The sequence below is a fragment of the Arthrobacter sp. SAFR-179 genome, from assembly GCF_059414945.1.
This window is the reverse complement of sequence record NZ_JBPFDM010000007.1, coordinates 52,028-64,901: the sequence shown is the minus strand read 5'-3', so window position 1 is coordinate 64,901 and position 12,874 is coordinate 52,028. Positions and strand designations below refer to the sequence as shown.

Below are 12,874 nucleotides of genomic sequence, written 5' to 3'. Positions count from 1 at the left end.
CGCGTGGGAGCGCTCCCGTGAAACCCTTGCCGAGACAAAAACCCGATGCTAGGCTTCCCCGACGGGAGCGCTCCCACCACTCGACCCCGGCTGCCTGTCGCAGCCGTCGTGGTCGTCCAGCCCCTCCACTGACAGGACCAGCAATGCCGCTAGCCTTACGCCCTGATTCATCCGGCCCCCTTCCAGCGGATCGCCGGCGTCATCCCGGCACCGTTGCGGCCGCCACCGCCCTTCTCGTTGGACTTTTCGCCGCCGGCGGGACCGCTCCGGCGCACGCCGTGCCGTCAGCCCCGTCCACGGCACCAGCACAGCAGGCACCCGCCGCGCCGGAAACTCCACCCCAGGCAGTGCAGAACCCGTTCGGCCCCAATACGTACGTATTCGACCCCAGCATGCCGGTGGCGCAGATCCAGGCCACGGTTGATGCGATCGCCGCCCAACAGGTGGACGATGAAATGGGCTCAAAGCGCTACTCACTGCTGTTCAAACCCGGCACCTACGGCACTCCCGAAGAGCCGCTGATCGTCCAGGTGGGCTACTCCACCGAGGTGGCCGGGCTCGGCGCTGCCCCCACTGATGTCACCATCAACGGCCACGTGGACGTCTACAACCGCTGCCTCACCGCGGACAACTGCATCGCGCTGAACAACTTCTGGCGCTCCCTGTCCAACCTCACCATCAACGTCACAGGTCTCGAAGGCTGCCGCAGCTCCGCCAACTTCTGGGCAGCATCCCAGGCCTCCCCCATGCGCAGGGTCAACATCACCGGCGGCAACCTCTCCCTGATGGACTACTGCACCGCCGGTCCGCAGTACGCCAGCGGCGGCTTCATAGCGGACTCAAAGACGGGTGCCGTCATCAATGGCTCCCAGCAGCAGTACCTGGTGCGCGACAGCAGCATCGGCAGCTGGTCCAACGGAGTCTGGAACCAGGTGTTCTCGGGCGTGAACGGGGCACCTGCCGATTCCTTCCCGAACCCGCCGTACACCACGCTGGACAGCACCCCGATCAGCCGTGAGAAGCCATACCTGACCGTGGATCCGGCCGGCGAGTACAGCGTGTTCGTGCCAGCCGTCCGCCAGGACTCCGCGGGGACCACATGGGAAAACGGTCCGACGGAGGGCCGCAGCATCCCCTTGGCCGACTTCTACATCGCCAAGCCCGGCGATTCAGTGCAGGCCATCAACTCCCAACTGGCCCGCGGAAAGAACCTCATCCTGACCCCCGGGGTCTACGACATTGACCACAGCATCGAGGTCAAGAGGGCCGGAACCGTAGTGCTCGGGCTCGGAATGGCAACACTTACCGCCGTCAACGGATCGGTTCCGCTGACGGTGGCGGATGTCCCTGGAGTGGACATCGCTGTGGTCACCGTCGACGCGGGCGAGGTCAACTCCCCTGCCCTGATGCGCATCGGCAAGGCAATCCCGGGCGCAGGGGGCGACCCCGCCAACTCTGCCGTGCGCAGTGATCCCGCCAACCCCACCACGCTCCACGACGTGTTCTTCCGCATCGGCGGACCCCACGTGGGCAAAGCCTCGGTCAGCTTGGAGGTCAACAGCGACAACGTCCTCCTTGACCACATCTGGGCCTGGCGCGCCGACCACGGTAACGGCGTCGGCTGGACCACCAACACCGGCCGGAACGGCGTCATCATCAACGGCGACAACGTCACTGCCACGGGTCTGTTCGTGGAGCACTACCAGGAGTACAACGTCATCTGGAACGGTGAAAACGGCAAAACCATCTTCTTCCAGAATGAACTGCCCTACGACGCCCCCAATCAGGCCGCCTGGCAGCACGATGGGGTCCTGGGTTGGGCCGGCTACAAGATCGCAAACACCGTCAAAACCCACGAACTGTGGGGCGGCGGCAGCTACGTGTACAACAACGTGGACCCCACCATCCACGCAACCCGCGGTTTTGAGGTGCCGGTCACACCGGGCGTGAAGCTGCACAGCCTGCTGACAGTCAACCTGGGCGCCGGCACGCTGGACCACGTGGTCAATGACACCGGCGCACCCGTCTCAACGGACGCCGTCGGAGTACCCAGCTATGTAGCCGATTTCGGCTGAAGGAGCTGAAGACCATTCAGTAAGGATGCAGGGCGCGGAGCCGGAAGTGAATGCCGGCACCGCGCCCTTATCCGCTCCGTGCCTGCCTCGACGCCAGCGCCGATGCGCCCCACACCGCCAGAAGCAGCGCCACCAGCAACAGGCCGGCGTCGCCCAGGTCGATTGATCCGAGCCACGCAATCAGCGGGTCGTCGAGGGCAAACGCGGCATGGAAGAACCCGCCCAGGGTGATCACGGCGATGAACAGTGCCGAGGCTGCGGAGATGCCCGTGACCAGCGCGTTGAAGCCGAGCTTCCGCTGGGGGTGGTCCAGGGCTGAGCGATACATCCGCATCATGGCCATTCCGTTCAGCGAGTCGCACAGGGTCATGGCGGCAGCGAAGCCAAGCGGCAGCGCAAGCAGGGCGAAGGGCGGCACGCCGGCCAGCGAGGCCGCCGTCGCCATCATCAGCAGGCCGATGGTGGTGGCGGTATCGAACCCCAGTCCGAAGAGGAAGCCGATGATGTAGACGTTCCGCGGCCGGCGCACCCGGGACAGGGGCTTGGCGAGGAGCCGCGCCACCAGGCCCTGCGGCTCCAGGTCCCGGGGATCGACGGCGGCGCCGCCCCGGGAGCGCCGGTAGGCAGCAAGCGAACGCGTGAATGCGGAGCCGTTGAACATGCCCAGGGCCAGCAGGAACACCCCGGACACCCCGCTGCCTACCAGGCCGAGGACCAGATTTCCGGCATTGCCTTCCTGCATCAGCCCACCCAGCATCGATGCACCGGCGACTACCAGGACACCTGCCAGGGCCACCACCGAACTATGGCCCAGGCTGAACGCGAAGCCGACACTCACCGGGTCCTGCCGGTCGGCCACGAACTTGCGGGTGGAGTTGTCGATCGCGGCCAGATGGTCCCAGTCGTAGCTGTGCTTTACGCCCGCAAGGTAAGCGGTCAGGACCAGGCCCCAGGTCAGCGGCTGGCTCCCTCCGGTGATGTTTCCGGCGAGCAGAAGTACGACGGCGGCGGCATGGAGCGCGGCCACCGCACCAAAAGTGAACAGCACCCGGGTCCGGAGCGGCAGTGCGTCCCGGCCACGGTAGAGGTCGCCGATACTTGCCATCAGTGTTTCCTCAGGTCCAGCGGGGCCTGCCCGAACCAGCGCTTACGCAGGTAATCCGTGCAGGATCGAAGCAGCAGATTCAGTTCATCGGTGCTGTTGGAGAGGCTGCGCAGCACCAGCCCGGTGGTTCCGGACACGGTGCGGGTCAGGGAGATGCCGGTCAGCGCGTCCCGGCCGGCGGTCAGCCCGTGCAGTTCGTCGGCGAGCCCCTGGTCCACCCGCGCGTCCACCACTACCAGCGACCCCAGATGGCTGTAGCCCTCCATGAAACCGAGCCCGGTGACGTCGTGGAGCGGCGGCCGGATGAGCAGGTTGTCCAGCGCCAGCAGTTGGGTGCCCTGATCGGTTTCGACACGAATCTCGTTCCGCAGCCGGACTTCCTGGTACCGGAAAGCGGCCCCGTCCGGCGACCACCCCGGGGTCACCACTTCCGCCATGACAATGCTCGACGACGGCCGCAGGGTCACGGAGGTCCGTTGCCGGTAGCTGGCCTCACGGTAGGCGATGAGCTGGTCCGGCATGAGTTCCAGCCGCGCCCCCTCCCCCAACCGGACAGCCATCCGCTGCTCCGCAAAAGACCCAGGAGTCCGATAAACCTTGGTAGCGGACTGCGTCGTCAGCAACAGAGAAGCAGAGTCACCAACTTCCACATCAACGAGGAAAAGATCCGCCCCCAGATAGGCCCCGCCAGGATTGACGACGACATAACAGACCTGCCCGGAGTCATCCAGATAGTGCGGTCGCATCACCCGTAAGGCACCCCGGTGGTACTGGTGAGTCGCAACGGAACGCTGCCCCCGAACTGCGACCCGAAGCTCAAGCTCTCCCATCGGGGGCCGATCAGCGGACGCGGGTGGAAGGGGCCGCGGCGTGGCGGGCACCGCGAAGCGGGCACGGCCCCTTCCACCCGCGGGCGCAGGCCCCGGTGACCCGAGCGCTGAACCCAAGGCCGCCGTCGGACTCATGAGGCCAAATCAAGCATCAGAACGTCGCGCCGAATCCATTCGATGACGGCATCGAGCCCCTCATCAGTTTTGAGGTTGGTAAAGCAGAACGGCTTAGACCCTCGGAACTCGCGGGAGTCCCGTTCCATGACGGCGAGGTCCGCGCCGACGTGGGGTGCGAGGTCGGTTTTGTTGATGATGAACAGGTCGGACTTGATCATGCCCTGGCCGGCTTTGCGGGGGATTTTTTCGCCTTGGGCCACGTCGATGATGTAGATGGAGAAGTCCACGAGTTCGGGGCTGAAGGTGGCGGAGAGGTTGTCGCCGCCGGATTCGACGAAGATGACCTGCAGGTCAGGATGCCGTGCCTTGAGCTCCTCGATGGCCGCGGTGTTCATGGAGGTGTCTTCGCGGATGGCGGTGTGCGGGCAGCCGCCGGTTTCGACGCCAATGATGCGGTCCACGGGGAGGATGCCGTTGGCGGCGAGGATTTTGGCGTCCTCGATTGTGTAGATGTCGTTGGTGATGGCGGCCATGGAGATGTCACCGCTCATGTGCCGGGTGAGCCGCTCCACGAGCTGGGTTTTGCCGGCGCCGACGGGTCCGCCGATGCCGATTTTGATGGGTTCACTCATGGTTTCCTCCTGCTAGCTCATAAACATCCGGGCACGTTGGCGTTCGTGCCGCATTTGCGAAATTTCGAGTCCGGGGCTGACGGCGCCAAGGTCGTCCGGCGTGAGGCGGGCGATCACTTCGACGGCGGCAGCAACGCCGTCGGCCGCCTCCCGCAGGAGCCGCTGGCCGGCGTTCTGGCCCAGCGGGATGGCGCGGACGGCATTCTGCGTCAGGGTGGTAACGGTGGCGAAAAGGTACGCGGCGAGCGCCTCCTGCTGGGGCACGCCGAGGGAGCGGGCGACTACGGCGAACGCGAGCGGCTGGTGCCCGGCAGCCCGCCCGCTGCGCACCAGGTCCCGGTACAGTTCCAGCGCAGGAGACGGAAAGACCTCCCCGCCGATCTCGAGCAGCCGCGACCCCATCTTGAGGGAGGCCTCCCGAACCTGCCGCGGCAAAAGAGAAGCAGACAAGAGAGCATCCAACTCCCCAAGATCCACACCCTCATAAAGAAACCGAATGGCCAACCCATCCGAGTAAGTAAGCGACTGCGAGATGAAGGCGGACAACCAAACCCCAAAACCTGCCTCATCAACCACGAGTCCCCGGTCGATGTAGCTTTCAAAACCCAGAGAGTGCGCAAAGGCCCCGGTAGGAAGCGCCGAGTCAGTGAGCTGCTGAAGAGCAAGCTGGTAACTCATAACCACGCTCTCAAGGCCACGTGCCCGCCCAACCCGGCGGAGGCGGGAGATAGGGGCCGCGGCGTGGCGGGCACCGCGAAGCGGGCACGGCCCCTATCTCCCGCCGAAGCCCCCACGGCGCACCCAGTCGACCGAGCCGAAGGCGATGAACTAGTGCGAGTGTTCAGCATGGCGGAAAGGTACAGGGAGGACGCGTTCCTGGCGGGTGTAGGGCACTGAGTTGTGGCGGAGGTAGTCCTCGACGGTGTGGTCGTAGGCGCACACCATGACGTCGGCTCCATATTCAGAAGACGAGTCGAAGAACTGTGCCTGGAGGTGCCGGTTGCCGAGGGAGTGTGCCGTGACGCCCATTTCGTGGAGGGTGCGGGGTGTGATGACCAGGACGTCGGTGGGCAGGACGGAGACGACGATCATGTTGGTCTCTTCGACGTGCAGGATGTCGCCGTCACGGAGGTCTCCGGAGCCGACGGGGAGGCGGATGCCGATTTCCTTTCCGTGGTCGGTGGTGGCGCGCTGGATGCGTTTGACCAGGGAGGCGCTGGGGAGCACCACTTTTTCGCGGTGGAGCCCGGCATAGGTTTCAGGGTCCGGCAGGTCGTGCAGGTTGCCGAGGACTTTTTCGATGATCACGTGGGACTCCGGGGGCTTGGAAGAAATCAGAAGAGGAAGTAGCGCTGGGCCATGGGCAGGACGTCGGCGGGTTCACAGGTGACGTCGTCGCCGTCGACGGTCACCTGGTAGGTTTCCGGGTCCACCTGGATGTCGGGTGTGGCGTCGTTGTACTTGAGGTCCGCTTTGGTCAGGGTGCGGATGCCGGAGACGGGCCGGATGACCTTTTCCAGCCCGAGTTCTTCGGGCACACCGGCCTTGATCGCGGCCTGGGACAGGAAGGTGATGGAGGACTGCTGCACAGCCTTGCCGAAGGTGGCGAACATGGGCCGCATGGTGCGGGGCTGCGGCGTGGGGATGGAGGCGTTGGCGTCCCCCATCAGGGCGTAGGCGATTTGGCCGCCTTTGAGCACCAGTTCCGGTTTGACGCCGAAGAACGCGGGATCCCAGAGGACCAGGTCGGCGAACTTGCCCACTTCCACGGATCCGACGGAGTCTGCGATCCCCTGCGCGATGGCCGGGTTGATGGTGTACTTGGCCACGTAGCGCTTGAGCCGGAAGTTGTCGCTGCCCTCGGAACCGTGCGCACCGCCAGCGCTGTCCCCCCGGGGGTCTTCCAGCGCACCCCGCTGCTTCTTCATCTTGTCCGCCACCTGCCAGGTGCGGGTGATGACCTCGCCCACCCGGCCCATGGCCTGGGAATCGGAGGAGGTGATGGAGAAGATGCCCAGGTCCTGCAGGACGTCCTCGGCGGCGATGGTCTCGGCGCGGATGCGGGAGTCGGCGAAGGCCACGTCCTCCGGGATGTCCGGGTTCAGGTGGTGGCACACCATGAGCATGTCCAGGTGCTCTTCGATGGTGTTGCGCGTGTACGGCAGCGTGGGGTTGGTGGACGCGGGCAGGACGTTGGGCATGCCGGCGATCCTGATGATGTCCGGTGCATGCCCGCCGCCGGCGCCCTCGGTGTGGAAGGTGTGGATGACGCGGCCGTCGATGGCGCGGATAGTGTCCTCCACGAAACCGCACTCGTTCAGGGTGTCGGTGTGGATGGCCACCTGGACGTCGTACTCGTCCGCCACCTTGAGCGAGGTGTCAATGGAGGAGGTGGTGGATCCCCAGTCCTCGTGGACTTTGAGTCCGATGGCACCAGCGCGGACCTGCTCGGCCAAAGGTTCGACGGCGGAGGCGTGGCCTTTGCCGAAGAATCCGATGTTCATGGGCAGCCCCTCGGCGGCCTGCAGCATGCGCTGGATGTGCCACTTTCCGGGGGTGACGGTGGTGGCCTTGGTGCCTTCGGCAGGGCCGGTGCCGCCGCCGATCATGGTGGTGACGCCGCTGGCCAGGGCGGTGGGCACCTGGTCCGGGGAGATGAAGTGGATGTGGGTGTCGATGCCGCCGGCGGTGAGGATCTTCCGCTCCCCGGCAATGATTTCCGTGCTGGCGCCGATGACGATGTCCACGCCGTCAGTGATCTGCGGGTTGCCGGCCTTGCCGATCTTGAGGATGTGGCCGTCCCTCAGGGCGACGTCCGCTTTGTAGATGCCGGTGTAGTCCAGGATCACCGCATTGGTGATCACGGTGTCCGGGATGGCGCCGCCCTGGCCGTCGTCGTCCCTTGCCGCCTGGCCGTTCTGGCCCATGCCGTCGCGGATCACCTTGCCGCCGCCGAACACCACTTCCTCGCCGTAGACGGTGAGGTTATTTTCGATCTCGAGGAACAGGTCGGTGTCCGCCAGGCGGATTTTGTCCCCGGTGGTGGGGCCGTACAGGTCGGCGTACTGCCGGCGTGGAATCTCGAAGCTCATTGCGCGTCCCCTTCCGTAGCAGACCCACCCGGCCGGGCGCCGCCGTCGAGCTTTCCATTGACCGCGTTGCTGAGCCCGAACACCTCGCGGCGCCCGGCCAGCTCGATCAGCCGCACGCTCCGGGAGTCCCCCGGTTCAAAACGGGCAGCCGTCCCAGCGGGAATGTCCAGGCGCCGGCCGTAGGCAGCGTCCCGGTCGAAGGACAGTGCGGCGTTGGCCTCCGCAAAGTGGAAGTGGGAACCCACCTGCACGGGCCGGTCGCCGCTGTTGGTGACAGCAACCTCGATTGCCTCCCTGCCCGCGTTCGCGGTCACTGGTTCCGGCCGGAGCACGTACTCGCCTGGAATCATTGCGGCTCTCCTCAGCGGATGGGGTTGTGGACGGTGACCAGCTTGGTGCCGTCGGGGAACGTGGCCTCGATCTGCACGTCGTGGATCATCTCCGGCACACCCTCCATGACGTCCCCGCGGCTGAGGAGCGTGGTGCCGTAGCTCATGAGGTCGGCGACGGTCCTGCCGTCCCGGGCGCCCTCGATCAGTTCGTAGCTGATGATGGCCACGGCCTCGGGGTAATTGAGCTTCAGGCCGCGTGACTGCCGGCGCCGGGCCAGGTCCGCGGCCACCACAATCATCAGCTTTTCCTGCTCGCGCGGCATCAGATGCATGGACTTCCCTTCGACGGCCAACGGCGTGGGGTCCAGCGTAAACCCGGCACGTTTCCACCAGGTTTCAGCAGCATCAGGCCGCTCTATCCAGCAGACCTCACTTATTGAGCCGGCCGAGGATCTCCCCGCTGGACTGGACCGGCTGGCGGTAAGTGGTGGAGAGGATGCGAAGCATGTCGGCGGCGTCCTGGTCGTCTTCGGAGGCCATGGCGTCCTTGGCATACGTCACGCGGACGTTGTGCGCGAAGGCGTCAGCGGCAGTCTGGGCGATGCAGTTGTGGGTGGAAACGCCGGCGAGCACCACCTCGTCGGCTCCCCAGTTCCGCAGCCGGGCCAGCAAGTTGGTGCCCACAAAAGCGCTGTCCCTGGTTTTGTTCAGCTGGGGCAGATCCCCGGTGATGAGCCCCGGCACGGACTGGGCCTGCTCACTGCCGCGGAAGATGAACCCCTGGTCGTCGTCGAGCATGCTGAGGGTCCAGGTGGATTTGTCCCGCTCGTGTTCGGTGCCCACCAGCAGCGCCTTGTGCCCGGCTGCTGTGAACCCCTCCAGCAGGCGGTTGCACTCGCTGACCACCCGCTCCTGCTGGGCTGCCAGCTCTGGGGCTTCGAAGAACGCGTTCTGCATGTCGATGACCAGGAGGGCAATCATGGGGCACCTTTCCGCCTCTTGAACCGGTGCCATCTCTGTACCCGCAAGCGGCGCAGGCAAAACCTGCAGACGCAGAATCTAGGGCGCCGATTCCCGGATTTTCAGCTCGAAGCCGGCCTCCACGTGCACGCCGGCACTGGATGTTTCACGGCCGGCGATCCGGTCCAGCAGCAGGCCGATCGAGCGTTCGGCGATCTCGTTCATTCCCGGAGAAACCGTGGTCAGGGACGGTGAAGCGAACCGGGCTTCGTCGATGTCGTCAAAGCCGGCCACGGCCACATCCTGCGGCACTTTGACCCCGCGGATCAGCAGTTCGTGCAGTGCGCCGAGTGCCAGTACGTCATTGAGCCCGAAGACGGCGTCGAATTCCACGCCCGATTCCAGCAGCCCGGCAACGGCTGCGGCCCCGGTGTCGCGGCGCCATTCCGCGGGCGCCACGAGCGCAGGGTCGAACGGGATGCCCGCCTCCCCCAGCGCCTTCCGGTACCCGTTCAGGCGCAGGCCCGCGCTGCCGGCGGTTTCCGCGGCATTGGCTCCGATCACGGCGATACGACGGCGGCCGGCGGCCAGCAGGTGCGCCGTGAGCGCAGCCGCGGCTTCCTCGTTCTTCATGGTCACCAGGTCAAAGCGGGGATCCTTGATGTGCTCGCCGAGCATCACCAGCGGCTTGGTGCCTGCCCGCGCGGCAATGGCCTCGGCGTCCACCACCAGCGGCGTGAACAGCAGGCCGTCCGTGAGTTGCCGGAACGTCCCCTGCAGGGCGCCAAGTTCAACGGCCGCCTCGGCATCGGACTGCTCCACCAGCACACGGTAGCCGCGGCGGGAGGCGGCCTTCATCAGTTTGGAGGCGAGCTCGGCGTAGTACGGGGCCGAGAGATCGGACAGGACCAGCCCCAACATGGAGGTCTTGCCGGACCGGAGGCTGCGGGCAGTGAGGTTTGCCTCGTAGCCCAGCTCCGCGATGGCGTCCTGCACCCGCTGCTTGGTGGCCGGCCGGATGAATTCGTAGTCGTTCAGGACATTGGAAACGGTCTTGAGGGAAACGCCGGCCGCCCGCGCGACGTCGTTCATGGTGACTGCCATTAACGTTCTTTTCCTGCTTTCGCCGCCGCTTTGGCAGCCTGCTTGCTGGCCCGCACCTTTGCCAGGGATTCCGGATCCACGATGTCTGCCACCGAGAGGTAGCTTCCGTCCTCGCCGTAGTGACCGGCGGCTTCACGCCATCCGGGCGCCTGGAGGCCGCGCTGCTTGCCCAGGAGCGCCAGGAAAATCTTCGCCTTCTGCTCACCGAATCCGGGCAGGGCCTTGAGCCGGCGCAGCACCTCGGCGCCGTCCGGTGAACCTTTGGTCCAGATGGCAGCAGCGTCGCCGTCCCACTCGCTTTGGACGGCCTCGGCCAACGCCTGGACACGGGCCGCCATGGAACCCGGGAACCGGTGGACGGCGGGCCGTTCCTTGAACATCTCCACGAACGCCTGGGGGTCCTGGGCGGCAATGGCTTCCGGCTTCAGCGACCCCACCCGGCTGCGGATCTTCTCGGGACCGGCGAAGGCCGATTCCATCGTCACCTGCTGGTCCAGCAGCATGCCGGTCAGCAGGGCGAAGTCGTCCTCACTCAACAACTTGTCCGCGGCGGGATCGCCAGTGATGTGCAGTTCCATGCCGTCCATCCTCCCACCTACGGGCCGCCGTCGTCATAAGGATGCCCACGCCCTGCTGCCCCGGTGGGTCAGCTGTTCACGGCCAGCCGGATCATGGACCAGGAAACGGCGGGGAGTTCGGCGGTAAGCCGGCCGCCGTCCACCTTCACGGAGCCGTTTTCAGTGGGCAGGACCGAGGTGGAATCATCGGCGCTGGCCTTCCAGTACGGGTCCTTGTTGGCATAGGTCACCGCCTCCACCAGCCGGACATCGCCCAGTCCCGCCACGGCTGCATCCAGCGCCAATGCCTTCTCCGCAGACCGGTTGACGGCGAACACCACGGCCTCGCCCTTGTCCGCGTCGTAGGTGGCGACGGCGGACAGGGCGGCCACATCGGTTGTCTTGCCGCCGCTGACCAGCGGGGATTCGACGGCGAGCTTCAGGACCGTGCCGGAAGCGTGCCGGGAGGTCAGGGCGAACGGGTGGAAGGTGGTCTGCTTCCAGGCCCGCCCGCCGGGCTCGGTCATGATGGGTGCGATGACGTTCACCAGCTGCGCCAGGCTTGCCGAGTGGACACGGTCGGTGTTCCGGAGCAGCGTGACCAGCAGGTCTCCCACCACGACGGCGTCTGCCACCGTGTAGGTGTCCTCCAGCAGGACGGGGGCCACCGGCCAGTCCTTCCCGGTGGGTACCTTGGATTCGTCGCGGCTCATGTGCCAGACGTTCCACTCGTCGAAGGAGATGTTCACCTGCTTGGTGGACTTCTTCACCGACTTCACGTGGTCGATGTGGCTGACGATGTCATGGATGAACGCGTCCATCTTGTGTCCGGCGGCGAGGTGCTCCTGCAGGTCGCCGAAGTCCTCGAAATACTGGTGCGCCGAGATCAGGTCCACCAGCTCGTAGGTCTCGGCCAGGACAACGCGCTCCCACTCACCGAAGGTGGGCATGGTGGGCCCGGAGCTGCCGCAGGCCACCAGCTCCAGGTCCGGTTCTACCATGCGCATGGCTCGGGCGGTGTCCGCGGCCAGGCGCCCGTATTCCAGGGCATTCTTATGCCCGATCTGCCAGGGGCCGTCCATTTCGTTGCCAAGGCACCACATCCGGATGCCGTAGGCGTCGGCGGCCGCATTTGCGCGCCGCTGTCCGGAAAGGGCGGTGCCGCCGTCGATGTTGCAGTACTCGAGGAGGTCCAGCGCCTCCTGGACCCCGCGGGTGCCCAGGTTCACCGCCATCATGGGTTCCACGCCGGCCTTGGCGGACCACTTGGCGAACTCGTCCACGCCCACGGTGTTGGGATCGGTGGAATGCCAGGCGAGGTCCAGGCGCACGGGCCGCTGGTCCACCGGGCCTACGCCGTCCTCCCAGCGGTAGCCGGACACGAAGTTCCCGCCCGGGTACCGGACGGTGGACACTCCCAGTTCACGGGTGAGCTCAAGGACATCCCTGCGGAAGCCGTCGCCGTCAGCATCCGGGTGGTCCGGTTCAAAGATGCCGGTGTACACGCACCGGCCAAGGTGCTCAACAAAGGCACCGAAAGTACGACGGCGGACGGGCCCCACGGTGAACGACGGGTCAACGGTGATTTTTGCTGCGGCGGGTTCTGGCTGGGTCACGAAAGCATCCTCGGCTCGGTTTTTACAACGTTATAGAAATATTGTTGAGGGCCCCGTGCCGTGAGTCAAGTGTTTTCTTCCGCCGCGGCGCAGCGCTGCCGCTGCCTTGGATTGCAGTCCCAGGCGGCGCTCACCTGCGGCAACAATCCAAAGCGGTGCCACAGCGTGCAGGGCCAAGTACTACCTAATCGAAAAAACAGGTACTGGATACGCATCCACCGGAGGCTGGACGGCAATTAGGTTTTTCACAGAGACAAGACCTGTTCTGCTTCGGCGGTACTTGGCTCACTAGGGGGTGTGAGACTGGCAATGCATGCACGACAGGTAAACCCAGGCTTCCCGGTCCATAGGACACGGGTATCAAGCGGGGCCGGCGACGAGGAGTCCTTCGAGACCAAGGGCTCTCCCCCAGCCGTCGCCGGCCCTCCCCACCCTGCGGGCGCCCGCAGGCTGC

Annotated in this window: 13 protein-coding genes; 1 reads left to right on the top strand and 12 read right to left on the bottom strand. The window is 65.7% G+C overall.

What is annotated here, in order from left to right; translation table 11 throughout:
* Nucleotides 1-143: 143 nt before the first annotated feature.
* Nucleotides 144-2,075, top strand: a complete 1,932-nt coding sequence (locus ACR65K_RS12685) for a pectate lyase-like domain-containing protein (RefSeq protein WP_440153167.1) — start codon at nucleotides 144-146, stop codon at nucleotides 2,073-2,075.
* 67 nt (nucleotides 2,076-2,142) lie between these two features.
* Here ACR65K_RS12685 and ACR65K_RS12680 read toward each other — a convergent pair whose 3' ends face one another.
* The 12 genes from ACR65K_RS12680 to arfA form a co-directional block, all read right to left on the bottom strand.
* Nucleotides 2,143-3,180, bottom strand: coding sequence for a HoxN/HupN/NixA family nickel/cobalt transporter (locus tag ACR65K_RS12680; protein WP_440153165.1), 1,038 nt, complete (start codon nucleotides 3,178-3,180; stop codon nucleotides 2,143-2,145).
* Nucleotides 3,180-4,010: an urease accessory protein UreD gene (locus ACR65K_RS12675; RefSeq protein WP_440153163.1), complete on the bottom strand. Its 831-nt coding sequence runs from the start codon at nucleotides 4,008-4,010 to the stop codon at nucleotides 3,180-3,182. Before ACR65K_RS12675 ends, ACR65K_RS12680 begins: the two co-directional genes overlap by 1 nt.
* A gap of 131 nt (nucleotides 4,011-4,141) precedes the next feature.
* Complete coding sequence (ureG, locus tag ACR65K_RS12670; RefSeq protein WP_440153162.1) at nucleotides 4,142-4,759, bottom strand: urease accessory protein UreG; 618 nt, start codon at nucleotides 4,757-4,759, stop codon at nucleotides 4,142-4,144.
* A gap of 12 nt (nucleotides 4,760-4,771) precedes the next feature.
* Nucleotides 4,772-5,437: an urease accessory protein UreF gene (locus ACR65K_RS12665; protein WP_440153160.1), complete on the bottom strand. Its 666-nt coding sequence runs from the start codon at nucleotides 5,435-5,437 to the stop codon at nucleotides 4,772-4,774.
* A 150-nt stretch (nucleotides 5,438-5,587) separates the two neighbouring features.
* Nucleotides 5,588-6,067: an urease accessory protein UreE gene (gene ureE, locus ACR65K_RS12660; RefSeq protein ID WP_056337697.1), complete on the bottom strand. Its 480-nt coding sequence runs from the start codon at nucleotides 6,065-6,067 to the stop codon at nucleotides 5,588-5,590.
* A 26-nt stretch (nucleotides 6,068-6,093) separates the two neighbouring features.
* Complete coding sequence (gene ureC, locus ACR65K_RS12655) at nucleotides 6,094-7,851, bottom strand: urease subunit alpha (RefSeq protein ID WP_440153158.1); 1,758 nt, start codon at nucleotides 7,849-7,851, stop codon at nucleotides 6,094-6,096.
* Complete coding sequence (locus ACR65K_RS12650; RefSeq protein ID WP_440153156.1) at nucleotides 7,848-8,201, bottom strand: urease subunit beta; 354 nt, start codon at nucleotides 8,199-8,201, stop codon at nucleotides 7,848-7,850. Before ACR65K_RS12650 ends, ureC begins: the two co-directional genes overlap by 4 nt.
* Before the next feature lie 11 nt (nucleotides 8,202-8,212).
* The gene (locus tag ACR65K_RS12645; RefSeq protein WP_056338167.1) at nucleotides 8,213-8,515 is read right to left on the bottom strand and encodes an urease subunit gamma; all 303 of its coding nucleotides are present in this window, start codon (nucleotides 8,513-8,515) and stop codon (nucleotides 8,213-8,215) included.
* 97 nt (nucleotides 8,516-8,612) lie between these two features.
* The gene (locus ACR65K_RS12640) at nucleotides 8,613-9,164 is read right to left on the bottom strand and encodes a cysteine hydrolase family protein (RefSeq protein ID WP_440153154.1); all 552 of its coding nucleotides are present in this window, start codon (nucleotides 9,162-9,164) and stop codon (nucleotides 8,613-8,615) included.
* A gap of 78 nt (nucleotides 9,165-9,242) precedes the next feature.
* Nucleotides 9,243-10,247, bottom strand: coding sequence for a LacI family DNA-binding transcriptional regulator (locus ACR65K_RS12635; protein ID WP_440153152.1), 1,005 nt, complete (start codon nucleotides 10,245-10,247; stop codon nucleotides 9,243-9,245).
* Nucleotides 10,247-10,834, bottom strand: coding sequence for an HhH-GPD-type base excision DNA repair protein (locus ACR65K_RS12630; protein WP_056337681.1), 588 nt, complete (start codon nucleotides 10,832-10,834; stop codon nucleotides 10,247-10,249). Before ACR65K_RS12630 ends, ACR65K_RS12635 begins: the two co-directional genes overlap by 1 nt.
* 59 nt (nucleotides 10,835-10,893) lie before the next feature.
* On the bottom strand, nucleotides 10,894-12,420 hold the full coding sequence (arfA, locus tag ACR65K_RS12625; protein WP_440153150.1) for an arabinosylfuranosidase ArfA: 1,527 nt from the start codon (nucleotides 12,418-12,420) through the stop codon (nucleotides 10,894-10,896).
* Between the last annotated feature and the right edge of the window lie 454 nt (nucleotides 12,421-12,874).